The 23864-nt window shown below is 56.5% G+C and carries 24 protein-coding genes and 5 pseudogenes; 14 read left to right on the top strand and 15 right to left on the bottom strand.

Annotated elements, in window-relative coordinates; genetic code table 11:
* The first annotated feature begins 13 nt into the window (after positions 1-13).
* The 3 genes from HA41_RS06270 to HA41_RS06260 are packed head-to-tail and all read left to right on the top strand — an operon-like array spanning position 14 to position 2705.
* Positions 14-985, top strand: a complete 972-nt coding sequence (locus HA41_RS06270; RefSeq protein WP_094120047.1) for an ABC transporter permease — start codon at positions 14-16, stop codon at positions 983-985.
* Entirely contained in the window at positions 985-1842 is an 858-nt protein-coding gene (locus HA41_RS06265; protein WP_094120046.1) for a MurR/RpiR family transcriptional regulator, read from the top strand. Before HA41_RS06270 ends, HA41_RS06265 begins: the two co-directional genes overlap by 1 nt.
* Before the next feature lie 2 nt (positions 1843-1844).
* Positions 1845-2705, top strand: a complete 861-nt coding sequence (locus HA41_RS06260) for a PfkB family carbohydrate kinase (RefSeq protein ID WP_094120045.1) — start codon at positions 1845-1847, stop codon at positions 2703-2705.
* A gap of 40 nt (positions 2706-2745) precedes the next feature.
* Here the strand turns inward: HA41_RS06260 and HA41_RS06255 are convergent, their stop codons facing one another.
* A complete protein-coding gene (locus HA41_RS06255; RefSeq protein ID WP_094120044.1) occupies positions 2746-3777 on the bottom strand; it encodes an NADP-dependent oxidoreductase in 1032 nt (343 codons plus the stop codon).
* 223 nt (positions 3778-4000) lie between these two features.
* On the opposite strand from HA41_RS06255, the gene HA41_RS06250 reads away from it, so the two are divergent.
* Positions 4001-4813, top strand: a complete 813-nt coding sequence (locus HA41_RS06250; protein WP_094120043.1) for an AraC family transcriptional regulator — start codon at positions 4001-4003, stop codon at positions 4811-4813.
* Here HA41_RS06250 and HA41_RS06245 read toward each other — a convergent pair.
* Together HA41_RS06245 and HA41_RS06240 are read right to left on the bottom strand one after the other, a co-directional pair.
* A pseudogene (locus HA41_RS06245) lies at positions 4789-5427 on the bottom strand (LysE family translocator). The gene HA41_RS06250 and the pseudogene HA41_RS06245 overlap by 25 nt on opposite strands.
* A 130-nt stretch (positions 5428-5557) precedes the next feature.
* A complete protein-coding gene (locus tag HA41_RS06240) occupies positions 5558-6088 on the bottom strand; it encodes a GNAT family N-acetyltransferase (protein WP_094120042.1) in 531 nt (176 codons plus the stop codon).
* A 93-nt stretch (positions 6089-6181) separates the two neighbouring features.
* On the opposite strand from HA41_RS06240, the gene HA41_RS06235 reads away from it, so the two are divergent.
* Positions 6182-6574, top strand: a complete 393-nt coding sequence (locus HA41_RS06235) for a prolyl endopeptidase (protein ID WP_094120041.1) — start codon at positions 6182-6184, stop codon at positions 6572-6574.
* Here the strand turns inward: HA41_RS06235 and HA41_RS06230 are convergent, their stop codons facing one another.
* The 3 genes from HA41_RS06230 to HA41_RS21330 are packed head-to-tail and all read right to left on the bottom strand — an operon-like array spanning position 6575 to position 7550.
* Positions 6575-6949 carry a DUF4440 domain-containing protein gene (locus HA41_RS06230; protein ID WP_094120040.1) on the bottom strand — a complete coding sequence of 125 codons (375 nt, stop codon included), beginning with the start codon at positions 6947-6949 and terminating at the stop codon, positions 6575-6577.
* The gene (locus HA41_RS21335) at positions 6946-7251 is read right to left on the bottom strand and encodes an MFS transporter (RefSeq protein ID WP_244175098.1); all 306 of its coding nucleotides are present in this window, start codon (positions 7249-7251) and stop codon (positions 6946-6948) included. The genes HA41_RS06230 and HA41_RS21335 overlap by 4 nt, the downstream gene beginning before the upstream one ends.
* Positions 7251-7550: an MFS transporter gene (locus HA41_RS21330; RefSeq protein WP_244175097.1), complete on the bottom strand. Its 300-nt coding sequence runs from the start codon at positions 7548-7550 to the stop codon at positions 7251-7253. The genes HA41_RS21335 and HA41_RS21330 overlap by 1 nt, the downstream gene beginning before the upstream one ends.
* Before the next feature lie 274 nt (positions 7551-7824).
* Between HA41_RS21330 and HA41_RS06220 the strand changes: the two are divergent.
* Both HA41_RS06220 and HA41_RS06215 read left to right on the top strand, forming a co-directional pair.
* Positions 7825-8151 (top strand): annotated as a pseudogene (locus HA41_RS06220) (LysR substrate-binding domain-containing protein); the annotation flags it as partial.
* 59 nt (positions 8152-8210) lie between these two features.
* Complete coding sequence (locus HA41_RS06215; RefSeq protein WP_425270641.1) at positions 8211-8840, top strand: glutamate racemase; 630 nt, start codon at positions 8211-8213, stop codon at positions 8838-8840.
* Here the strand turns inward: HA41_RS06215 and HA41_RS06210 are convergent.
* Positions 8833-9030: pseudogene (locus tag HA41_RS06210) on the bottom strand (DeoR family transcriptional regulator); the annotation flags it as partial. The gene HA41_RS06215 and the pseudogene HA41_RS06210 sit on opposite strands and share 8 nt — an antisense overlap.
* On the opposite strand from HA41_RS06210, the pseudogene HA41_RS06205 reads away from it, so the two are divergent.
* A pseudogene (locus HA41_RS06205) lies at positions 9031-9369 on the top strand (NUDIX hydrolase); the annotation flags it as partial. It lies immediately after the preceding pseudogene.
* 47 nt (positions 9370-9416) lie between these two features.
* On the opposite strand, the gene HA41_RS06200 reads toward HA41_RS06205, so the two are convergent.
* Entirely contained in the window at positions 9417-10520 is a 1104-nt protein-coding gene (locus HA41_RS06200; protein WP_094120038.1) for an NADH:flavin oxidoreductase/NADH oxidase, read from the bottom strand.
* Between the two features lie 225 nt (positions 10521-10745).
* Positions 10746-11495 carry an SDR family oxidoreductase gene (locus HA41_RS06195; RefSeq protein WP_094120037.1) on the bottom strand — a complete coding sequence of 250 codons (750 nt, stop codon included), beginning with the start codon at positions 11493-11495 and terminating at the stop codon, positions 10746-10748.
* A gap of 152 nt (positions 11496-11647) precedes the next feature.
* Between HA41_RS06195 and HA41_RS06190 the strand changes: the two genes are divergently transcribed.
* Positions 11648-12598 carry a LysR family transcriptional regulator gene (locus HA41_RS06190; RefSeq protein WP_094120036.1) on the top strand — a complete coding sequence of 317 codons (951 nt, stop codon included), beginning with the start codon at positions 11648-11650 and terminating at the stop codon, positions 12596-12598.
* On the opposite strand, the gene uraH is transcribed toward HA41_RS06190, so the two are convergent.
* Entirely contained in the window at positions 12595-13023 is a 429-nt protein-coding gene (gene uraH, locus HA41_RS06185) for a hydroxyisourate hydrolase (RefSeq protein WP_094120035.1), read from the bottom strand. The genes HA41_RS06190 and uraH overlap by 4 nt on opposite strands.
* A gap of 440 nt (positions 13024-13463) precedes the next feature.
* Between uraH and HA41_RS06175 the strand changes: the two genes are divergently transcribed.
* From HA41_RS06175 to HA41_RS06165, 3 genes are all read left to right on the top strand, one after another.
* Positions 13464-14483, top strand: a complete 1020-nt coding sequence (locus tag HA41_RS06175) for an alpha/beta hydrolase (protein ID WP_094120033.1) — start codon at positions 13464-13466, stop codon at positions 14481-14483.
* Positions 14484-14873: 390 nt separating this feature from the next.
* A complete protein-coding gene (locus HA41_RS06170; RefSeq protein WP_094120032.1) occupies positions 14874-15389 on the top strand; it encodes an O-acetyl-ADP-ribose deacetylase in 516 nt (171 codons plus the stop codon).
* 890 nt (positions 15390-16279) lie between these two features.
* The gene (locus tag HA41_RS06165) at positions 16280-16615 is read left to right on the top strand and encodes a gamma-glutamylcyclotransferase family protein (protein ID WP_094120031.1); all 336 of its coding nucleotides are present in this window, start codon (positions 16280-16282) and stop codon (positions 16613-16615) included.
* A 394-nt stretch (positions 16616-17009) separates the two neighbouring features.
* Here the strand turns inward: HA41_RS06165 and HA41_RS06160 are convergent, their stop codons facing one another.
* The 5 genes and pseudogenes from HA41_RS06160 to HA41_RS06140 all read right to left on the bottom strand — a co-directional run bounded on the left by HA41_RS06160 (position 17010) and on the right by HA41_RS06140 (position 21540).
* Positions 17010-17939 carry a VOC family protein gene (locus tag HA41_RS06160; RefSeq protein WP_244175096.1) on the bottom strand — a complete coding sequence of 310 codons (930 nt, stop codon included), beginning with the start codon at positions 17937-17939 and terminating at the stop codon, positions 17010-17012.
* 183 nt (positions 17940-18122) lie between these two features.
* Positions 18123-18994, bottom strand: a pseudogene (locus HA41_RS06155) (NAD(P)-dependent oxidoreductase).
* A gap of 4 nt (positions 18995-18998) precedes the next feature.
* The gene (locus HA41_RS06150) at positions 18999-20087 is read right to left on the bottom strand and encodes a 4-oxalomesaconate tautomerase (protein WP_094120030.1); all 1089 of its coding nucleotides are present in this window, start codon (positions 20085-20087) and stop codon (positions 18999-19001) included.
* The gene (locus HA41_RS06145; RefSeq protein WP_094120029.1) at positions 20084-20806 is read right to left on the bottom strand and encodes a 4-carboxy-4-hydroxy-2-oxoadipate aldolase/oxaloacetate decarboxylase; all 723 of its coding nucleotides are present in this window, start codon (positions 20804-20806) and stop codon (positions 20084-20086) included. The genes HA41_RS06150 and HA41_RS06145 overlap by 4 nt, the downstream gene beginning before the upstream one ends.
* The gene (locus HA41_RS06140) at positions 20803-21540 is read right to left on the bottom strand and encodes a PIG-L deacetylase family protein (protein ID WP_094120028.1); all 738 of its coding nucleotides are present in this window, start codon (positions 21538-21540) and stop codon (positions 20803-20805) included. Before HA41_RS06140 ends, HA41_RS06145 begins: the two co-directional genes overlap by 4 nt.
* Positions 21541-21669: 129 nt before the next feature.
* Here HA41_RS06140 and HA41_RS06135 point away from each other — a divergent pair, with 129 nt between their 5' ends.
* Entirely contained in the window at positions 21670-22896 is a 1227-nt protein-coding gene (locus HA41_RS06135) for a LysR family transcriptional regulator (protein ID WP_094120027.1), read from the top strand.
* 239 nt (positions 22897-23135) lie between these two features.
* On the top strand, positions 23136-23864 hold a 729-nt coding region (locus HA41_RS06130; RefSeq protein ID WP_143807265.1), incomplete at its 3' end, for an MFS transporter.

The raw sequence follows: 23864 nt of genomic DNA, 5'->3' as shown, positions 1-23864 counted from the left end.
GAAGGTTATAACTATGATGACTCAGACCACCACACCAGCGGGTGTACGCATGCCCGCGATGCTGAAATTTAATCTACGCGATGCCGGCACCTTAATTGGATTATTAATCATCGTGGTGACATTTTCATTTCTGTCGCCGGTATTTTTTACCCTGCCGAATCTGCTGAATATTCTGCAACAGTCCTCGATTAATGCGTTAATCGCCCTGGGGATGACGCTGGTGATTATTTCCGGCGGTATCGATCTCTCGGTGGGTCCGAGCGCGGCACTGTCGGCAGTGCTCGGCGCAACCCTGATGGTGTCGGGCGTGCCGGTGCCGCTGGCGATCCTCGCTACCCTCGGCGTCGGTGCGCTGTGTGGCCTGTTCAGCGGCACCCTGATTGCCTATGCGGGCCTGCAACCCTTTATTGTCACGCTGGGCGGACTGTCACTGTTCCGTGCTATTGCGCTGATCTACACCGGCGGCAATCCGATCTTTGGCATTCCGCCGTCGTTCCGCAGCCTGGTGAACAGCACGCTGTTCGGCGTACCGATGCCGATAGTGGTGGTCGCGGTAATCGCGCTGCTGCTGTGGACGGTGATGAACAAAACCCCGCTGGGCGAATATATTCTGGCGATTGGCGGCAACGAAGAGGCGGCGCGGGTCGCCGGTGTCCCGGTGAAACGCACCAAAGTGACGGTCTATATCTTCTCCGGATTACTGGCCTCACTGGCATCGCTGATCCTGATTGGCCGACTGGGCGCGGCGGAGCCAACCATCGGTAACCTGTGGGAGCTGGATGCCATCGCGGCGGCGGCGATTGGTGGCGCGTCATTAATGGGGGGTAAGGGCAGCATCTTCGGCACCCTGATTGGCGTGATTATCCTCGGTGCGTTACGTAATGGCTTGACCTTACTGAACATTCAGGCCTTTTATCAATTGCTCGCTACCGGCCTTATTATTATCATAGCGATGTTGATTGACCGGGCGACCCGAGGCAAGTAATGAAGCAAGATCCGCGAGCCATTGGTGCTCAGATTCGTATGCGTTTGCCCCAGCTGACGCCGTTAGAACGCCGTGTTGTTGAGGCGATTATCGCCAGAACCGATATTACCGAGCAGTCGTCATTAAAAGAGATTGCCGGTGAGAATAATGTCTCTGAAGCGATGATTGTTAAGATCACTAAAAAGCTTAACTTCACCGGTTTCCGGCATTTCAGAAGCAGCCTGATTTATTACAACCAGTCTGAGGTGGCGGGATTGCATGCGGAAATTGAGCCGGATGACTCGTCGGAACAATTGCTGGCAAAAGTATTCAGAACCTCCATTCAGGCAATCGAAGAAACGCTGTCGATTCTGGATGTCTCTGAATTTAATCGCGCGGCAGACATTATCTTTAAAGCGCGTCATATCGATCTTTATGCAGTAGGTGGATCGGCCGCCGTTGCGCGCGATCTCTCGCATAAGATGCTGAAGATAGGCATTAAGTCGACCGCCTATGATGACGCCCATATTATGCTGATGTCCGCCGCCGTGTTATCTGATGACGATGTGGTTATCGCCATCAGTCATTCGGGTACCACGCGTGCCGTGAACGATCCGGTGAAACTGGCGGGACGGAATGGCGCGAAGGTGATCGCCATTTCCAACTATGCCGAATCGCCGATTGCTCGCAGCGCGCATGTGGTCCTCAATTCAACCTCTCAGGGATCGCATCTGTTAGGTGAAAACGCCGCGTCACGCATCGCCCAGCTCAATATTCTGGATGCGCTGTTTGTCGCTATCGCAAAAAAAGATTTAAAGCGGGCGGAGAAAAACCTGATGAAAACCCAGCATGCGGTTCAGGATCTGCGGGAATTCTAGCTATGAGCAAAATTGCAGTCACCGGCAGTCTTCATTACGACATTATGCTGGACGCGCCACATCGTCCGGAGAAAGGCGAAACGGTGATGGGCAGTGCCTGTCACTATAAGTTTGGCGGCAAGGGCGGGAATCAGGCGGTGGCGGCGGCCCGCGCGGGCGCAGCGGTGCACTTTGCCGGGGCGGTGGGTGATGATCCACAAGGTCGTTTCCTGTTGGATCAGCTGCAACAGGCGGGGGTGGATTGCACTGCTGTCACCACCATTGATCATCTGCCATCCGGTATGAGCGTGGCGATTACCGATGCCGAAGGCGATTATGGTGCGGTGGTGGTCTCAAACGCCAATCAGCACATTGCACTGTCGGTGTTTGAGCAGCCCGCTTACTGGCAGGATGTGTCGATGCTGGTGCTGCAAAATGAGGTGCCGGAAGCAGTCAATCTGCGGGCGGCACAGGCGGCCAGGGCACGCGGCATTACGGTGTGCGTCAATGCCGCTCCGGCCAGAACGCTGTCGGCGGAGTTCGAACGCTGTATCGATCTGCTGGTGGTGAATGCAATTGAGGCGCGCGATATGTGTCAGATCAGCGTGCAGGATCTGGCTTCGGCGCGGACCGCCGCCGAGGCGCTGGGCAGACGCTTCGCGCAGGTGGTAGTCACGGCAGGCGAACATGGGGTGGCGTATAGCGAGGCGGGCGACACCGGCAGTCTGGCGGCGCAAAAAGTCACGCTGGTCAGCACGCATGGTGCGGGTGATTGCTTTGTCGGAGTGCTGTGTCAGCGCTTAAGCGACGGGGCAACGCTGGCGACTGCGGTGGAGGAGGCGAACCGGGCGGCGGCAGAGCACGTTTCGCGACTGCCACACTGATGAGCGGGCGTGCAGCGTCATTGACGCTGCACGCTGTCCGTCAGGATGCGACTTTCACCACGGTCTTACCGAAGTTTTTGCCGTTCAGCATATCGATAAACGCCTGTGGCGCATTCTCCAGTCCTTCAATCATATGTTCGCGATAATGGATTTTTTTGCTTTCCACCAGCGGGCGCATCGCCTCAAGGAACTCCGGATAGCGGTCACCGTAATCCTGGAAGATGATAAAGCCCTGCATACGAATGCGGCGTTTCAGGATGCCCGCCATGATCAGCGAGGTTCTGTCCGGGCCGGGAGGCAACTCGCGCTGGCTGTAGGCGGAAACCAGACCACAGACCGGCACGCGCGCCGCGGTATTCAGCAGCGGGAACACCGCATCAAACACCTTGCCGCCAACGTTTTCATAGTAGATATCGATGCCATCCGGGCAGGCATTTTTCAGCTGCTGTTCAAAATCGGCACTGTGATGATCGAGACAGGCATCAAAGCCCAGCGTTTCCACCGCGTAACGGCATTTCTCTTCTCCGCCTGCGACACCGACTACCCGGCAGCCCTGTTGTTTACCCAGCTGACCGACGGTTGCGCCGACCGGTCCGGTGGCTGCCGCGACGACCAGGGTTTCGCCTGCTTTAGGCTGGCCGATATCCATCAGCCCCATATAGGCGGTAAAGCCTGGCATCCCGAGAATGCCCAGCGCCCATGACGGGTGTGGCAGGTCATTGCCCAGCTTTGCGATCTCTTTGCCATCCGAGACGGCATATTCCTGCCAGCCGCTCTGTGACAGCACCCAGTCACCGGTCTTAAAGTCACTGTTTTTGGATTCGGCGACCTGACAGACGGTACCGCCGACCATCGGCTGATCCAGCTCGGCGGGCGCGGCGTAGGATTTTCCCTCATCCATCCGGCCCCGCATATACGGGTCGAGCGAGAGATAGACAGTGCGCAGCAGCACTTCACCCTCTTTCAGTTCCGGGGTGGGCTGCGCCACATAGCGGAAATTCTCTTTGGTCGGCTCACCCTGTGGGCGAGAAGCCAGTAACCATGCGTGATTCTGGCTGGCGTGTTCAGTCATGCTGTCATCCTTTTATTGCGGGGCAATGCGCAGTGCACTGCCGGGTGAACGTCGACAAAGTGTAGATGACATCTGGCGGTGTGCGTTTAGCGCTGTGGGCGGTAAAGGAATGGCGCGGGCAGATGTAAGTTGTGCGGCGCGCAGCGGCAATTGCATTAGCGGCGGCAAAATGGTGTGATGAATCATCGTGATAGAAATATCCGCTTGCAAAAGGATCGACAGCGTGGCGTTACACTCCTCGGCGTGGTTCAGTTTCAACGGCATTGAATGCTCGCAGGTCAGCGCCCACGACGCCGTGTTTCCGCGTCATCTGCATGACGAGTATGTGATCAGTGCCAACCTGACCGGCGTAGAGCAGATCTGGCTGGCGGGCAAAAGTGCCGAGGTGAAGGCCGGGCAGGTCACGCTTTACAATCCGGCTACGCTGCAGGCCTCGCGCTTTGATCATCAGGGTGTGAATTTTATCAGCGTGCATCTGCCGCAGTCGCTGCTGCAAAATCTCGCCACTCAGCACAACCTGACCAGTCACCATCAGGCTCCGGCGTTACGCGAAGGGGTGCTGGATGAACCTCGTCTGTTCAGCGCCTTGTGCCGCTTCGCCCAGGCAAGCAGTTGCGATAGCCTGACAGAACAGCAACAGCAGCTGCTGTCACTGTGCAGTGAACTGCTGCAACCCGCCCCGCCCGCCGACCCGGCGGAGCATCGGCTGGTGGCCCGCGTTAAAGAAGCACTGCTGGCGACGCTTGAGATCAAACCCTCGCTGGACGATCTGGCCAGTCAGGCGGGCGTCAGCAAGTATTATCTGGTGCGCTGCTTTACCCGACATACCGGTCTGCCGCCGTTGCAATATCACATGCAGTTGCGTCTGCATCGCGCCCGTCAGCTGCTGCGTAATCGGGTGCATCCGCTGGAAGCGGCGCTGGAACTCGGCTTTTACGATCAGAGTCATTTCATCAATGCGTTTCGTAAAGTAATGGGCGTGACGCCGCACGACTATGCGCAGCAAAGAGTTCAGCGCAGTATAAATTCCCGGTAGCCAGAGACGATCACGGTGATCGCGAAATAGCTGAAGATGATGGCCGAGGCGATGGCGCAATATTTCAGTAAGCGCTGACCCAACGCCCGACCGCCCAGATGTCCGACCAGGCACAACGCGCCGGTCTAGATCACACCGGCAATAAAGAAACCGCTGAGAAAGGCGACGGAAGTGCCAGCGCTCTGCTGACCGATGCGGGAAATCAGCGCGCCACCGACGGTGGCGAACCACAGAATCGCACTGGGCGAGGAGATCGCCAGCAGCACGCCACGGGAAAATTCCTGTCGCAGTGGACGCGGCGGTGCGGCTTTTTCAAAGGCAATTGGCGCGGCGGGTTGCCATGCGGACATTGCCATTTTCACCGCAAACCACAGCAGCATCGCGCTGCCGCCCAGCCACAATACCCAGCGTACCGGAGTAAACTGCAGCAGCACCGCCATGCCAGAGAGCGCCAGCAGGGCATAAAACAGGTCACCGATGCAGGTCCCGATCCCCAGCCAGAATCCCTGGAAATAGCCGCGCTGCATCGCCAGGGTGATCATGGCAATATTAGCGATACCGATATCCAGACAGAGCGACAGGCTCAGCAGAAAACCATTCGAAAAGGGCATCATTCTTCACCGCCTGAGGGTGAAGTACTGCTATGAGTGTGGTATGGCATCGGGGTTTCCTGTTATCTGTCGAAAGAAAACCCGAGTTCATCACTAACCGGCCAGGGGAATATTGGAAAAAATTGCGCGTGGATTAGCGCCGGGCAAGCCACTCAGCCTGTGACAGGGCATAAAGCCGGCTCGGTGGGGCATCAGCGACATCCTGAATCTCACTGACATAATGCAACCCGGCTTTCTCCAGCACCTTAATTGACGCCTGATGGTGCTTTCTGACCCGCGCTTCAATCGTACTTAGTCCCAGCGCGGTAAAACCATAAACGACCGTGAAGCGGGCAAACTCCGTGGCGTATCCCTGGCCCCAGGCGGCCGTTTCAAAGCGATATCCCAGATTATTCATCCGTCGCTCATCCTGCAGGTGCACGCTCAGCCCGCCAAAGCCGATCGGGTGATCGGGCTGCGCCAGACGGGCAATCGCCCAGCGGCCGAAGCCGTCATCCTGCCAGCCCTGTAACCAGTTACGCAGCACGCTATGGGCCTGCTGGCGATCGCGCATCGGGCCGGCAGGATTAAAGGTGTTGGTGGCGGGGTCGCCATATATCCGAAACAGATCGGCTTCATCTTCTGGCCGCACCGGCCGTAACAGTAATCGTTCACTCTGCAACATTTTCAGCCTCGGCGGGATGCGGTTGCGCACCTGGCGTAACGGGAGGATCGGAATCTTGTGATAAATAACAGTAAACCCGACGGAGAGAAAGTGATGAATATTCAGCACCTGCGTATCGCACGGCCGGTGGCCGATCTGATCAGAAGCAGTGAGATGTATTGTCATGGGCTGGCGCTGCACCGGATCGGCGCGTTTGAACAGCATCAGGGATTCAGCGGCGTGATGCTGGGTCGGGCCGATTTAAGCTGGCATCTGGAATTTACCCGCTGTGATGCGCATCCGCTGACGCCGCAGGTTTCCGACGACGACCTGCTGGTGCTCTATATTCCCGTCAGAGAGCCGTGGCTGACCTGCTGCACACGCATGGATCAGGCAGGGTTCCAGCGGCGGCCGGCCTTCAATCCTTATTGGGATCGGCAGGGGGTCACCTTTATGGATGCCGATGGCTATCGGGTGGTCCTGCAGCACGCCGCCTGGCAACCCTGACTACTCTGGCTGACGTGTCTCGTGCAGATGCCGCCACAGCAGCCGCTCACCCTGTCGCGTGAACAGCACGCTGGACCAGCGGACAATGGGCGGCTGGTCCGGCTGGTGGTGATGTTCACGGTATAACACCACCGCCCCCTGCGGCCATTCCGCCAGTAGGGTGAGCTGATCGATCGTGATCTGCAGCCCAGGGCGGGCGGCGCGCTGGCTGCTGAACATGGCGCTTAGCGCAGCGTGATCAATAGCGACGCCGCTCAGAGTAATCATTGAAAAGTCGGCATCAAATCGGCTCAGTAGCGCGTCGCCGCGGCCTTCACTCAGCCAGGCTTCAATCGCCTGGTGTGCTTCGATGACTTCACGAAAATAACGGTTCATACAGACTCCTTGTAGGGGGACAAACGCCGGACAATGGCGCGGTTATCAAGTCCAAAACTGGCCAGAATCGGCAGCAGGCTAATCAGCGCGGCGCTGTAAAAGGTCAGCCGCCAGGCCTGGTGTAACGCCAGATGGGCGGAGAGCAGATCAAGCAACAGGCTCAGCAGGGCCACGCCAAAGCAAAAGCTGAGCTGGCGGTTAACTGTCCACAGGGCGCTGGCGTGCGGCAGCGCGTCGTCGTCGGTCTCAAGAAACGCGCTGCTCTGCGCAGTGCTGCTGCACAGGCTGCCGCCGGCCCCCATCAGGCAAAGGCCAGCATCAGCCCTGGCAGCGGAACCGGAACGGTCACCTGCGCCAGCACGCCAATCCCCAGCGCCTGTAACAGACAGCCGGTGACGATCAGCGGGCGCGGGCCGGTGTGATTAAAGCACTTACCCGTCAGCACGATCGCCAGTCCTGAGGCCAGTGACCACGGCAGCATCAGCATTCCGCACGCCACCGGCGTCAACCCGAGCTGTGCCTGCAGATAGAACATGGCGATCAGACTGATACCGATAAACATCCCCGGCACGCACTGATAGACCGTCATGGAGAAACGCATCAGCTGACCGGGATGCATCGGCAGCAATGGATGGGTATGGCGACGGCTGCTGCGGATAAACAGGGTTGCCAGCAGCCCGCCGGTCAGCAGCAGCGCAACCGCCTGCAGCCGCCGGGCCGGATCGCTGATCCAGGTTAATCCCAGTAGCAGGGCGGCCAGCGCACCACAGCCGCTGACCAGGCCAGCAACGTGCAGCGGCCGGTCGGGTTGCTGGCCCTGGCTCGCGTCGGATCCAGCAGGCCGCCAGTAACAGCGTCAGCAGCGACACGGGCAGGCTGACCCGTTGCGCTCGCCGCTTAGTGGTCCGGACCGTCAGCCGTTAGCGTTTGAGATAACCCAGCCGGTCAGGTTTTCGGCGGACAGCGCGGCGGCACTGATGGCATTTGCGCTGCAGGGGAATGGGGTCGCGCTGCTGCCGGCGTGGCTGGTGAGGGAGGCGATCGATCTCGGCAGCCTGTGTCACCTGCTGCCGGATTACGCGTTTCCGATGCAGGGCATCTACGCCGTCTATCCGGATACCCGCCACGTTCCGGAAAAGGTACGGGGATTTATCGACTTCTTACGTCAACGGATCGCCTCAGGCGCTGGACAGAGTGCATAAACGCGGTAAGTTGGTTAGCTGCTTACTCCACTCACCGCTAACCCTGTCCGGAGAGAACCATGAACCTGCTCTGTCTTCATACTGCGGCCAGTAATATCGCCATTTTCGATGACGCTGCTGCCTCGCTGGCCGTGACTGCGCGCCCGCTTAACCATCTGGTGATGCCGGAATGGCTGGCGGAGGCGGAACGCAGCGGCGGGATGAGCGCGGAATTACGCGCCCGGATTGCCCGGCTGATTGATGCTTTGCTGCCGCAGATGGATGCGATAGTGATCACCTGCTCAACCCTGGCGCCGGTTGCTGATGATTTTGCCGCTGCCGGTCAGCCTGGCTGGGTGCTGCGCAGCGATAAAATGCTGTCCGAGGCGCTGCAGCGTCATAAAGGGCCCTCGGTGGCACTCTGTGCAGCGGAATCGACGCTTGAGGCGACCCGTGCACTGTTTTGCCAGGCCGGCGGAGAGGTTGAAGTGCGGCTGGTGGCCGGTGCCTGGGCCGCTTTCAAAGCCGGTGATAATGCGCGTTACTTTGCTCTGATTGCCGATGCGACAGAGCAGGCTTATCAGCAGGGCGCCGGTCTGGTGGCGCTGGCGCAAAGTTCCATGACGCCGGTGGCGCAGCGGTTTGCTGTCGGCCAGCGACCGCTGACCGGCCCGCATCTGGCCTTGCAGGCCTGCTATGCCCTCAGATAAGAGTGACGCCGTGGTCGGTCAGCGCCTGCTGCAGTGGCTCGCCCGGCGGGGTATCGACGATCAGCGTACTGGCCAGCGAGAGATCGCCAATCGCAAAGGCGGAGGCGGAATTGAGCTTCTCCGCTGAGGCCATCACCACGGTTTCCGCTGCCCGGCCAGCCAGTGCGCGTTTTACCGTGGCCTCTTCAAAATGATTGAGGCGGCGGCGGGGTTACTGGATAACGCCTCCCCGGAGGCGCGCATTGTCGCCGAAGCCGAAGAGGAGACCGGTTTTCGTGTTACGCGGGTAGAAAAGGTGTTTGAAGCCTTTATGAGTCCCGGTTCGGTCACGGAAAAGCTCTATTTTTTTATTGCTGAATATGCCGATCAGCAGCGCAGCGGTGAAGGCGGTGGCATCGCAGAAGAGGGCGAGGATATTGAGGTACTGGAGATGGATTTTGACCAGGCGCTGCAAGCGATTACGGACGGTGAAATCATGGATGCCAAAACCATCATGCTGCTGCATCTTCGGCTGAAAGGCATTCTTTAGCACGCCGTCAGGCTGGCAGGCCGCAGCGACACGGCCTGCCAATGTGCTTATTCGTCGCGGGTCAGGATACCTTTGACATCGTGCGGTTCTGAACGCAGATACTGCGGCGGAACCTGGACTTTACCGTCCAGCGCGGCCGCTGCGTGCCACGGCCAGCGCGGATCATAGAGAATGCCGCGCGCCAGCGCCACCAGATCGGCTTCGCCCTGTTGCAGCAGATCTTCCGCCTGCTGTGGCTCGGTAATCAGGCCCACCGCAATCACCGGAATGGAGACCTGCTCACGGATGTCGCGGGCAAACGGTACCTGGTAATTCGGGCCGACGCTGATTTTTTGCTTCTCTGACAGGCCACCGCTGGAAACGTGAATATAGGCGCAGTTGCGCGCTTCCAGCTCGCGTGAGAAAGCGATCGACTGATTCACTTCCCAGCCACCTTCTACCCAATCCGTGGCCGAAATGCGCACGCCGACCGGCACCGATGCCGGTACCGCATCACGCACCGCCTGGAACACTTCCAGCGGGAAGCGCATCCGGTTTTCCAGTGAGCCACCGTACTCATCGCTGCGCTGGTTCGACAGCGGTGAAAGGAACTGATGCAGCAGATAACCGTGCGCGCCATGTACCTCAATCAGCTCAATGCCCAGTTTCACTGCCCGACGGGCGCTGTCGACAAAGGCCTGTTTGACCCGCGCCAGCGCATCGCGATCCATTGCCAGCGGTCTGGCTTCACCTTCGCTGTAGCTCAGTGCAGAAGGCGCGACGGTTTGCCAGCCCTCGGCAGCATCAGGCGCAATCTGTTTGCCGCCTTCCCACGGCACCGCACATGACGCTTTGCGTCCGGCGTGTCCCAGCTGAATGCCAATCGGAATCGAAGAGTAACGGCGTACATCCTCCAGCACGCTTTTCAGGGCCGCTTCATTGTCATCATTCCATAGCCCCAAATCGCCGGGAGAAATACGACCAATATCTTCGACGGCGGTCGCTTCAATAATCAGCAAGCCGGCGCCGGAAAAGGCCAGCTGACCAAGATGAATACGGTGCCAGGCGGACGCGTTGCCAGCATCGGCTGAATACTGGCACATCGGCGCAATCACAATGCGGTTATCCAGCGTAAGTTCCCCCAGTGAGACAGGTGAAAAAAGTTGGCTCATGTTATCTCCATGGTTTTATGACTAACGTGACAGGGAATAACTATAGCGGGCGATTGGGCGGATCGGGGGCGGCGCACGGTGACATTTTATGTCAGCGCGCGGGGGCGGGGGATTTTCGTGCGCTTAGCGTTGCCGCCCGACGCAGACGGCGCGGTGAGATAACGCTTTTCTCCGCAGAGAATGAGCGGACTGCGCCGCTCTCTGCGGTAATTCGCGGGCTGAGAATCAGACCTGCGCCATCCCGCCATCGACAAACAGCTCCGTGGCATTGATAAAGCTGGCCGCATCCGAGGCGAGAAACGCCACCGTTTTAGCGATTTCGCCGGGGTTTCCCAGACGACCGAGAGGAATCTGTGCCGCCAGTGCATCAAACAATCCCTGACGCTGATCCTCACTTACCAGCTCGCCCAGGCCAGGTGTACGGACCGGGCCGGGACTGACCACGTTGACGCGAATGGCCCGGTCTTTCAGATCCAGCGCCCAGGAACGAGCGAAGTTACGCACCGCGGCTTTGCTGGCGCTGTATACGCTAAAAGCCGCGGTACCCTGAATCGAGGTGGTTGAACCGGTCAGAATAATAGAAGCACCGTCGACCAGCAGCGGCAGTGCTTTCTGTACCGTAAACAACACGCCGCGCACGTTGGTGCCGAAGATACGGTCAACATGTTCTTCGGTGATGGCCCCCAATGGCATCATGTCGCCGCCGCCTGCGTTGGCGAAGAGGATATCAAGCCGTCCGGTCTGACTCGCTATCTGAGCATAGACTTTGTCAAGGTCATGCAGCTGTGAGGCATCGGCGCGAATACCGGTAGCGGCGCTGCCGATTTCTGCCACGGCGGCGTCCAGCTCGGCCTGGCGTCGACCGGTGATAAAGACCTGCGCGCCCTGTGATGCCAGTTCGATAGCCGTCGCCAGGCCAATTCCGCTGGTGCCGCCAGTAATCAGTGCAATTTTTCCTGCCAGTAATGCGTTCATCTGCTGCTCTCCGGATAAAAGGGTGATCAATCTGATTTGCCTCGGGCCATGATGATGCCGGGCTGATGACGACTGTAAAGAGAGAGGATTGGAAGATAAATCGGGTAAAATGAAAATGACTATCCACCGCTGTGGATAATAGGAGAAAGAGAATGGATCAGTTACTGGCAATCAAAGCCTTCTCACGCGTGGTGGAGAGCGGCAGCTTTACCCGGGCGGCTGACTCACTGAATATGCCGAAAGCGACGCTGAGCAAACTGGTGCAGGCGCTGGAAACCCATCTGTCCGTCAGACTGCTGCACCGTACTACCCGGCGGGTCACTGTCACCGCCGAAGGGCGGGAATATTATGAAAAATCGCTGCGTATCCTGCACGATCTCGACGATATTGACGCCGCATTCAATGCGGTCCGCAGCAAGCCGCGCGGACATTTACGTATCGATATCGGCGGTTCCACCGCCAGAGAGGTGCTGATTCCGCTGCTGCCCGATTTTTTTACCAGATATCCCGACATTACTCTGGATCTTGGCGTGGCCGATCGGCCGATTGACCTGATCAGCGATAACGTTGACTGCGTAATACGCGGCGGGCCGCTGGTCGATTCCTCCCTGATTGCCCGCAACATTGGTTATGCCACGCTGGTGACCTGCGCAACGCCGGCCTACCTGAAAGCCTTCGGCGTGCCTGCTTATCCGGACGAATTGCGCAACGGTCACCGGCTGGTCAGCTATCTCTCTCCGCAAAGCGGCAGACCATTTCCGCTGCGTTTCGAGCGCAATGGCGAAAAAATCGAGATTACGTGTGCGCATCGCATCGGGGTCAATGAAAGTAATGCTCATCTGGCGGCAGGACTGGCGGGTCTGGGGATCATTCAGACATTCAGCTATAGCCTTGGGGCGCTTTTACAGCAGGGAGAGTTGGTGGAAGTCCTGCCTGACTGGCGTCCAGCGGGTTATCCGTTTCATCTGGTTTATCCTCAGAATCGACACGTTACGCATCGCTTGCGGGTGTTTATTGACTGGCTGGCAGACTGGTTTCCGCGGCGGGTCGCGGGAGAAGAGGAATCCGGCACGCAGGCGCGCCGGATTCATTCAGAATCTTAGTTACCGCGATAGGTCGAGTAACCGAACGGGCTCAGCAGCAACGGAATGTGGTAGTGCTCACCGTTGGCGTCCATATTGAACTCAACCGGGATTTCCGGGAAGAAGGTTTTCTGGTTGTTCTTTTTATAGAAGTCACCGGTTTTGAACACGACGCGATAGCTGCCAGCGCTGGCCGTTTTATCCTGCGGGAACAGGGCGCTGATGCGGCCATTATTGTCGGTGACGCCGGTTGCCAGCTTCACCCAGTTATCCTGCTGCTTCTGATCCAACTCCACTTCAATGCCGGCGGTAGGCTGTCCGGTTTGCAGATTCAGAACGTGGACGCTTAACGGATTTTTAGCCGCAGCGGGTTGCGCAGCAACAGCAGAAGCAGAAACGCCAGTGGCCAGAAGTAGAGTTGCGATCAAAGCATGTGAGGTTTTCATCAATGTTTCCTTTATTGACGGGGTTATTTGCAGCAATAGTAGGGTGGATAACCGCAAAGCGATATTTTGCGGCAGAAAATGTGAAATTTCTGAGGTGGAGCGATCAGAAGTCGTGGGTTATAAGTCATTTTAGTTACATCATACAGTCATTCTTTCAACTAACAATCATCAGACAAGGTGCAGTTTTCATTCGCCATACAGAAAAAAATCGCGCCGGATGGTTTTTTTTATTTTTTTTCTTCCTTTCAGGAAGGGTGAAGCTGGTAGGTAATCGCCGCAGATAGCGTCAAACTCATCTATAAACGACGAAAAAGGATGAGAAAGGTCAATCTGCCTATTTAATAGTACGCTATTTAATAGTTTACAATCAAAATGCAGCGTGGCATTGTTGCGTCAACCAGATAGCGCACTACTTAATAGCAAATTAAAGGAAGCCCCTGATGAACATGAAACTGACCGCCAGCGCACTGTTATTAGCCAGCCAGATGAGTGCCGCCATTGCTGCACCTACTGGAAATAATCCGCAACCGACCGCAGGTGTTGCCGCTTTTCTGAAGGCGCTCAACAGCGGGGGAGGCAAGCCGATCGAGCAGCTCTCTGTCAAAGACGCCCGTGCGGTGCTGACCGGGGCACAAAAGGGCGCAAAACTGCCGCCGGCACAGGTTTCACAAAAGATCATTACGGTACTGGGCAAGCCACTGACGCTGACTATCGTAAAACCAGAGAATGCCAGCGCGACGTTGCCGGTGTTTATGTTCTTCCACGGCGGTGGCTGGGTGCTGGGCGATTTCCCGACCCATGAGCGTCTGGTTCGTGACATGGTGAATGCCTCCGGCGCGGCGGCAGTATTTGTTAATTATGAACCGTCGCCAGAAGCGCATTTCCCGGTGGCGATTACGCAGGCTTATGAAGCCACGAAATGGGTGGCAGAACATGGTGCTGAAATTGGCGTGGATGGTAAACGTCTGGCGCTGGTCGGTAACAGCGTCGGCGGTAATATGGTGGCTGCGGTTGCCTTGCAGGCGAAGCAGTTTAAAACCCCAGCGATCCGTTATGATGTGATGCTGTGGCCGGTTACCGATGCGCGTTTTGACACCGCTTCCTATGATCAGTTTGCCGATGGCCATTTCCTGACGAAGAACATGATGAAGTGGTTCTGGGATAATTACACCACATCAGAGAAAGATCGTAATAACATCCTGGCATCGCCGCTGCGCGCAACTGCCGGGCAGCTGAAAGGGTTGCCGCCAACACTGATTCAGACCGCAGAGCTGGATGTGTTACGTGATGAGGGTGAAGCCTTTGGCCGGAAACTGGATGCGGCAGGCGTGCCGGTTACCGTGACACGCTATAACGGCATGATCCATGATTACGGTTTGCTGAACGCACTGAGCCAGGAACCTACCGTCAGAACGGCCATCAACCAGGCGGGTGAAGCGCTGCGGTTACATCTGAAATAAGGGAGCCGGGCGGTAGTGATGAAGCCGTCCGAATTATCTTCTTTCCTGAACGTCTTTCCTGCATATAAGACTCAGCCCGGCGGCTGGGTCTTTCTTTCGTGCGCAGCTATACAGCAGCGTCAGGGGTGAACGGTGCGGCGCCGGAATCAGGGCACTGAGAAGGCATTCATTATAAACGACCAGCCAGAGGCGCCTGGCAGACTCACCGATTTTCGGGCAGGATTGCGAACGACTGTTCTATTCTGTAGTGAGTCATCTATAGTAAGCAATCATTGCGCCTTGATAAAAATTCTCCTGATATCAGGAGAAAACAGGTCTTCTGCTGAAGACAGCGAAGCGCACAGCCAGTGGGTACGCACCAGTCACTAAAGTTAAAAATCGTGGAATATGATGAATAAAATAACCGTAATTCAGGGTGATATTACCAAAGTCGCGGCAGAAGCTATTGTCAATGCAGCCAATACGTCGTTGCTGGGTGGTGGTGGCGTTGATGGCGCAATCCACCGCGCAGGCGGTCCGGCGATTCTGGCTGAGTGCCAGACAATCCGCAATCGTCAGGGGTGCTGCAAAGTCGGTGATGCGGTAATTACAGGTGCAGGCAATTTGCCTGCTGATTACGTCATCCATACCGTTGGTCCGCGCTGGAGCGATGGACAACATGACGAAGATGCGCTGTTGAGAAGTGCTTACCTGAGTTGTTTTAAACTCATCGACCAGCATGGCATCGAAACGGTTTCGTTTCCCAACATCAGCACAGGAATTTATGGTTTCCCTAAAGAACGTGCCGCAGAGATTGCCTTAGAGGTCATCAAACATTGCATCGCTGAGAACAGTAAAATCGGGAAGGTTAACTTAGTCTGCTTTGATGCGGACAATTATGATCTCTATTTAAAACGACTGGCCTGAGGATTGGCACGGGTAGGTCAGGGGATACGTTTAGTAGCCAGAGCACAAAAGTCTGCCTGAAATAAAGCGGGCTGAACGTAGACATAATACAAGCACGCCTCTAATTTAACATAATATACATTATGCGCCCTTAGATAACGGCCTGATTATGCTGACCGGACATCGCTTAATTCTGCCGTTTTCTGTCATTTGGCCGTTCGACCGTTGATCCTGACTGGCTGACTCAAAAATTCACTTTACGTTTATCATAGCCAGCCAATGCACTTACATTATTCCCCGGATTCTGTTCCTTGTCATAATCCGCCCGCGACCGATACGGGAAATATTCCTCTCTGCGTCAGGCTCGCGGTATCGCCGGTTACTATTCTGCAATCCTCATGGCGACACCGTTCTCGCTCAACATTCTTTAATGCAACACGTCTTGCTTCAGTACCCCTTGCGGCAACCGTTGTTCTGCAACGACACGTTCGCGGCCGCAACCGATGACCTGCACCATTCATTTTAAACGGCGCGACGTGGTTGCTGGTTGCCGCACTGCCAGTTAATGCGCACTGTACCAGGCTTAGTCATTGCTATCTTTCTGCCCGCTAATACCCACTAAACCGGCCTGCGCTATAGCTAACACGCTAAATTGCCCGATTGCGATCGTCTGCCTTCTTTATCGACCAATCGGGTTAAAACTGTCGAAACACTCCGCGATTTTGACAACGCTACGTGAATTCTGCGCCAGACGCGTGACTGTTGGGTCGCAGAATTTATCACAGCGCGTCATTTTATTACTGCCTGAATCAACGCCTGATAATGAACACTGAAATGCACCCGGCCTGCATGACAACGCCTTTCAGCCAGGTTAAAGTTGCCGGCTTCGGTTGTAATCCTGACGATGAAAAATGAAACGCTTATTTGTTTATGGCACGCTTTGCCCTGGCCGTGAAAATGCCCATATCCTGGAAAAGATTGGCGGTGAATGGCTGTCCGGTTCGGTGTCCGGCATTTTCTACCCGCGTGGCTGGGGTGCGGCGGCTGATTTCCCCGGCATTATTCTTGATGATCAAGCGGCACCCGTGCCGGGTTATCTGTTTATCTCCGATCGGCTCGAAGCGCATTGGCCGATGCTGGATGAATTTGAAGAGGGTTACGATCGGGTTGAAGTCACGGTCAACACTGGCAACAATCAGCAGTTATCCGCCTGGATTTACCAGCTGCAGCCGCGATTATCCGCCTGACAGCTCATTTGCACTGCGTACGCCCTGCTCTTTTAGCATTTTTATTGTCAGCATTCATGACGATTCGTTGCTGTGGTCAATGCCGGTCGTGTCTCGAGTCAGCGTTCAGCGTGTTAATTCCAGCTGCTTTGACTGATCGGCTCCGCTGAAATCCCATTGAGTTCGATTTCTTACGCTGTTTAGCTAATAGATACTGGCACGATGTCTGATGCATTATTTAATTTATAATCAATGTATGATGTAACTAATATTGGCTGGAAATTTCGCTTTCTCTGCTATTTTTCTGCTTAAACCCTGTTTTTAACATCAGCCAGATGACCTGTTGCACCAATCCGTCATCTGGCTGATCTCTGTTTACTTCACAACTGGCGGCGTACCGTGCGTGTGGAAGGTTTCAATTGTCTTGAGGCCCCAGGCCTGACCTTTTTTTGCGCTCCGCTTCGGTCCAGATAATCGGCTGCCAGTCGGGTGCCAGAATTAGCCGCGCACCTGAGTTGGCCAGCTCCACTCGGTTGCCGGCCGGTTCCCAGACATAAAGGAAAAAAGTGCCCTGAATGGCATGTTTATGCGGGCCGGTCTCAATATGTACCCTGTTTTCCAGAAAAATATCGGCGGCACGCAGGATATCTTCCCGGCTGTCCGTGGCATAGGTGATGTGATGCAAACGGCCCCTGCCGCCTCCCTGCTCTTCAGTACAGGCCAGATCGTAGGTTTTGTTATTGATGGTGAACCAGCAGCCGCCAATCCGGCCATTATCCAGCGCGATCATCTCGGTGACCCGTGAACCGAGGCAGACTTCCATAAAACGTTTGAACTCACTGACGTCTTCCGCCAGCAGATTGAGGTGATCAATACGCCGGGGAGACGCTCCACGACCGTGATAGCGTTGTGCCAGGTTTTTTAATGACGGCCGCTCATCCGCTTCTGCCTGATAGCGAACCGTATCATAGTAAATCTCGAACACATGACCAAAGGGATCGGCAAAACGGAATGCACGCCCGTGGCCCTGATCGTCCTCTTTCCAGCCAATCACCTCATATCCACTGGCTTCAATGGCCGCCACGCGCCGCATCAATGCCGCCTCAGAACTGGCCCGGTAAGCGATATGTCCCACTCCGGTAGTCGAATGACGCGTCAGTTTTAGGGTGTGGAATTCATAATCGTCCCAGGCGCGCAACCACGCGTGATCGTGATCCCTGGCCGAGACCGTCAGTCCATAAACGTCGACGAAAAAGGCGAGACTCTCCTCGAACTTGTCGGTATAAATCTCAACATGTGCAAGATGTGCAATATCATGACAAGGCTCAGAATGCGCTGTGGTCATGAGGACCTCCTTATTTGCGTAGGCGTACCGATGTTTTTATTTTAGGGTCAGACGTTACCGCCTTTTCTCTCTGGTGATCAGTGGATTTTACCTGGTCAGAGAGGCGTTTCCTTTATTGTGTGATGGCGTCAACAGCCGATGCGTTCAGCAAACGTCCACCGGTGAATGCGAAACCAGGTAAATTTATCTCAGGCGGTCCAGTGCCTCCTGCCATTTAAAGGGAGTCAGTTCCCGGTAATCTATTGCCAGCGCCGCCATACGGGCAGGTAATTCCGCCTGCACCTGCTGAGTCGCCTGGCTCATGAGGCCTGCTACGGCCACATCCTGTAAGGTTTTGACCACCTCAGCCATCTCTTCTGCCCGCCGGACGCCATGTTCGGCAACCCGACTGATAAGATAATGCGGCAGTTTGTCATGCCATCCCAGCGACGGGAAACTGGCAGCCAGCGAAGCTAACACCGCCTCTTCGACCCCGTATTGCCGCGCTGCGCTGAGGCATTCGGTAGTCAGTGCTTCCAGTCCTTTAATCATCACGCTGCGGCACATCTTAATGGCTGAGACATCGCGACGCGCTCGCTGGCAGCCTGGGCGTTCAGGCCCAGACTATTCAGCTGATGCGTAACCTTGCCAGCGGTCGGCCCGCCCATTAACAGCGGTGTCGCCAGCCGTTCAGGCGGCACCGGCGCCATGACCGCCACATCCAGATACGCGCCCGCGCCTGCGGCAATCGCCCTCGAGGCGGCACGCTTTGTCTCCGGTGAGACTGAGTTAAAGTCCAGCAGAAGCTGGCCATTCACCAGTAATGGCGATACCTCGCGCGCAACGCAGAGTGCGTTTGATGCGGTGACCAGCGATATTACCCAGTCCGCACCCTCGACAGCTTCAGCCACGGAAGCCGCCGGTTGTACGCCAGACTGGTGTGCTATTTCCCACAAGGATGACGCCTGGTGGCCGAAGAATTTTTTATCCCAGACTCGTACCTGCGCCACCCTTGCCAGATCGCGGGCATAAATTTGCCCCGCCTCGCCAAATCCGATAATCGCTATACGCCTCATGTTATTAGCCCTCCTGCCGTGACCAGATTGAACCGGAAATGGCCACCCGCCCGTCAAACAACAGCCGCGCTGTGCGGATCAGGCCACTGTTGATCACCTCACCCGCCGCATCACGCGTTAGCACGACGCTAAATTCACCGCTGGGATGTTCAACACTCAGCCGCTGTTCAGCCGCAGCGCTGATGCTGGCCAGCCCTTCAGCTACCGAACCGGCAACCAGACAGGCCGTAGCGACACTGACCGCCCCAAATACGCCGATGGCTGCGTGGCAGCGGTGAGGAATAAAGGTCCGGGTGGTTATCGCGCCGCCGTGAACCGGTGCCGAAATCAGCGTCATTTTTGGCACGCTGCGCTGAGCCACGTCGCCCAGTTGCATTAACCGTCCCGCCTTTAGGCGAATCGACTCCAGTCGTGCTTTCAGCGCCTCATCCTTATCCAGCTGTTCCGGCGTTTCCCGTCCGCTGCGCTGCAGATCGTCGGCACGTATGACCACAACCGGCATACCATTATCGATACAGGTCACTTCAATGCCATCAATGTTGTCGCGTGCGTTACCGGTCGGCAGCAACGTACCGCAACTCGATCCAGCGATATCCTGAAAATTCAGGACCTGTTGCGCGGCGCAACCCGGCACGCCATCGATGCGGGTATCACCCTCATACTCAACGCTGCCCTCCGGCGTGACGATCGCGGCTTCAGCGATTTGTCCGGAATTGACCATATAAATGCGCACCGATGTTACCGCGCCGGTTACCGGTACCAGCCCTTTTTCAATCGCAAACGGCCCCACTGCGGCAAGAATATTTCCACAGTTCTGTCCGTAATCCACCACGGCTTTATCCACGCTAACCTGAGCGAACAGGTAGTCCACGTCAGCATCCGGACGCGATGAAGAAGAGATAATCGCCACTTTACTGGTCAGCGAATCGGCACCTCCGATACCGTCAATCTGCCGGGCATCCGGGGAACCCATCGCTGCCAGCAGGACACGATCGCGCGTTGCGCTCTCCCCTGGCAGATCCGCCGCCAGAAAGCAGGCAGCTTTTGAGGTGCCGCCGCGTATCAGCATGCAGGGTATCAGAGTCTGTTTCATGTGCCGCTCTGCTGCAGTTGTTCAGGGGAGTCAACGTAGCGCAGCCCTTTTTCGGCCAGCTGTGGACGCATCTGATAGATATCGAGGCCATACTCACCCGCGGCCAGCCGCTGGCGTTTGCTCTGCTCCAGCGCTTCCCGTTTTTGCGCTGCAGCCGCGACGGATTCAGCCCGCTGACGCGGCACAATCACCACGCCGTCATCATCCGCGACAACAATGTCCCCCGGATGGATGAGCTGCCCGGCACAGATGACTGGTACGTTAACGGAACCCAGCGTCTCTTTCACCGTTCCCTGTGCGTAAACCGCCCGCGACCAGACCGGAAACTGCATCTCTCTCAGCGTCTGGCTGTCACGAATCCCGATATCACCCACCAGCGCGACCACGCCATGTGCCTGTAAAGAAGTCGCCAGCAAATCGCCAAAATAACCATCGTGGCAATCTGAGGTCGGGGCCACCAGCAGGATATCACCGGGCTGGCACTGCTCAACCGCCACATGAAACATCCAGTTATCGCCGGGTGAAACCAGCACGGTCACCGCGCTGCCAGCTACCGCGCAGTTCTGCTGAATCGGTCGGACGCGAACGTCAAGCAGACCACTGCGACCCTGCGCTTCATGGGTGGTCGCCACGCCATAACGTGCAAAACCGGCAACCAGTGCGGCATCAGCACGCTCAATGTGCCGGACCACGATCCCTTTTTTATTCACCAGACTCATGACAGATCCTCCGTCACCCGGGGCAACAGGCTCTGATAGCCTTCAGCGTGGCTGATTACTGTCGATGAGTTGATCCCAACGTTACGTTTCGCCTGAACGCCCCGCTGCAAAGCTACCCGCGTATAGTATTCCCACAGGTGTTCCTGACCCGCCATGCACTGGATGGCCGCATATTTTTTGTCCCAGACCGCACTGATATCGAGTAACACGTCAGGTTTCCAGTTGCACTGTTCTGGCTGATGCGGCTCAAAGCTATAGACCGGCGGCGCGCCAATAATGGTTTCACCGGGGCGGTAACCTTCCGCCTGCGCAATGATCCGCGCTTCCTGCGTCAGATGAGCAGCCAGCGGATGATCGTAGTTATAGGGATCGTTAACCGAATGCGTCAGGACAAAGTGCGGCTGCACCTGACGGAATATGTCCGCCAGCCGGAACAGCGTCTCTTTATCAGCGCGCAGCGGATAATCGCCTAAATCCAGGAAGGCGATGCTGGCACCGAGAATGCGGGCAGCCGCCTCCGCTTCTTCCTGACGGCTCTGTTTCACTTTCGCCTCGGTCATATTTCCGCTGCGCCACAGTCTGGCCGATTCGCCCCGCTCGCCATAGGAGAGGCAAACCACATGAACCTCATAACCTTGCGATGCATGCAGCGCAATGGCACCACCGGCACGCCAGACAAAATCAGCCGAGTGGGCGCTGACCACTAACGCACTCTTTTTACTCATCTTTTCCATTATCTCATCCTGCATTTGCCGTTTTTTTCATCCTGGCATGCGCCTCTGTGGCTGGATAATGTCTTTCGTTGCATGGGTTATGACTTTTATTTATGTTGTGAGTCAGGGCTCATTGCAGGCATAAAAAAAATGGAAAACGACAAACCAGAATTTAGCATTAAAATCATGCAAATACGGGCATTTTGTATGATTGCAGACTACGGTACGATTTCCGAAGCCTCGATAAATTTATTTCGCACCCAGTCGGCGATCACTCGCTCCCTGCGTGATCTGGAACACAGTTTACAGACGCCGCTGTTTGAGCGGCATGCCAGCGGAATGCTGCTGACTGAGATGGGAAAGTGTGCGTTGCCGCGCGCCCGGCGAGCCATTACCGAACTGCACGCCATTCCCCCGATACTCAGCAAAATGCGTCGGCGGGATAACGGACGTGAAGAGGCGGAACCCATCTGGTTATTTAACCTGAGACGTCTGCAAATATTTTTAGCGCTGGACCGGCTTCATCACACCCAAAGCGTGGCGACGCTGCTGGGCATCAGCCAGCCGGCGGTGAGCGCGGCGTTGAAAGTGCTGGAAAAAGGGGCCGGGATGCCGCTGTTTCAGCGCACGCCAAAAGGCATGATGCCTACGTCAGCGGGACAGGAGATCGCCCCGTTTATCAGTCGTGCCCTGAATGAGATACGCCATATCCCGGAAGATCTCGCCGCACAGCGCGGCATTCTGACCGGAACAGTGCATGTCGGTGCACTGCCGCTGTGCCGCAGTAGCCTGTTGCCGCTGGCGATTACCCGTCTGGTCACGCGTTATCCCGGTATTAAAGTGGTAACCAACGAGAGCGCCTTTAACGCGCTGATTAAAGAACTGCGCGCCGGCGATCTTGATTTTATCCTCGGCGCACTGCGTCAGCACCACAGCGCGTCAGATATCCAGAATCAGGTGCTGTTCGATGAGGAACTGATTTTGCTGACGCGTCCGCATCATCCTCTGAGCGGGCGTCCGGTCACGCCGGAGGATCTGCAGCAAGCGCAGTGGATCCTGCCGCGAGAGAACTCTCCTGCCCGACATCTGCTGGATCGCGCGTTTCAGGCCGCCGGGATGCCGGCGCCTCAGCCGGTAGTGGAAAGTGGTGATTTGGCGATTGTGCGTGGGCTACTGCTCAATTCAGATATGGTGGCGGTGGTTTCATCACATCAGCTTGAATATGAATTACAGGCCGGAATACTGACGCCGCTGGCGGTGAACTTACCCGATACGCGCCGCGAAATAGGGTTAACGTTTCGTCCGGGAGCGCTGCATTCGCCTGCCACCCAGGCGCTGCTGCGTTGCATTGATGAGACACTTGCGCTAACAGCCTAAATGAAACTCATAGCGGTAATCATGATGGCTGTCACCCGCACTGGCTCTGTCTGGCTTGTCATCGCCTTTTAGCCGCTGAGCGACAATGCCAGACGCATCACACTATAAAGCTAACTCATACCGCTAAAAGCCTTTTTTGACAGACACGGCCAGGGGCCCCGCTTACCGTGTCATCGGATTGTTACTTTTCTCTCACCCCAACGAAGCTGCCGCTGGTAGCAAAGCAGAGAGCGTACCCGATGACAGCGAATAACCTGGTTAATGTAAAAGAGTGGATTGATGCACGCCCGGTCTCTTCCTTCCAATGGCGCGTACTGGTGCTGTGTCTGATCATTATTATGTTTGATGGTTACGATGCCGCCGTGATGGGCTTTATCGCCCCGGCACTGATTGAACAATGGGGCATCAGCCGCCCGGCGATGGGCCCGATTCTGGGTGCGGCGATGGCGGGCGTGGCGCTGGGCGCACTGATTGCCGGCCCCATCTCTGACCGGATCGGCCGCAAGCGCGTCATTCTGGTTTCAGTGTTGATTTTCTCGGCCTTCAGCCTTGCCTGCGCCTTCGCCGCTTCGGCGACACAGATGGCGCTGTTACGCTTCATCGCCGGTCTTGGGCTGGGTGCGGTGATGCCAAATTGTGTGACGCTGCTGTCGGAATATATGCCCGAGCGCCGCAAAGGCATCATGATTACCCTAATGTTCAGCGGATTCAATATCGGTTCAGGACTGGGCGGATTCATTGCCGCCGGGCTGCTGGCCCGGTTTAACTGGCCTGCCGTGTTAATATTTGGCGGCGCACTTCCCCTGCTGTTCCTGCCCGTCATTGCCTGGCTGCTGCCGGAATCGGTGCTCAATCTGGTAGTACGAAAAGCGCCGCGTGCGCGCATCGCCTCGCTGATGAACAAAATGGGCGCGCATTTTGGCCCGGACAGCGCGTTTATCCTCAGCTCTCCCGGCGTGAAGCGCAAC

This window comes from Pantoea conspicua, assembly GCF_002095315.1.
In the GTDB taxonomy this organism is placed as follows: Bacteria; Pseudomonadota; Gammaproteobacteria; order Enterobacterales; family Enterobacteriaceae; genus Pantoea; species Pantoea conspicua.
The sequence above is the reverse complement of the archived record's forward strand: the minus strand, read 5'-3'. Positions and strand labels throughout refer to the sequence as shown.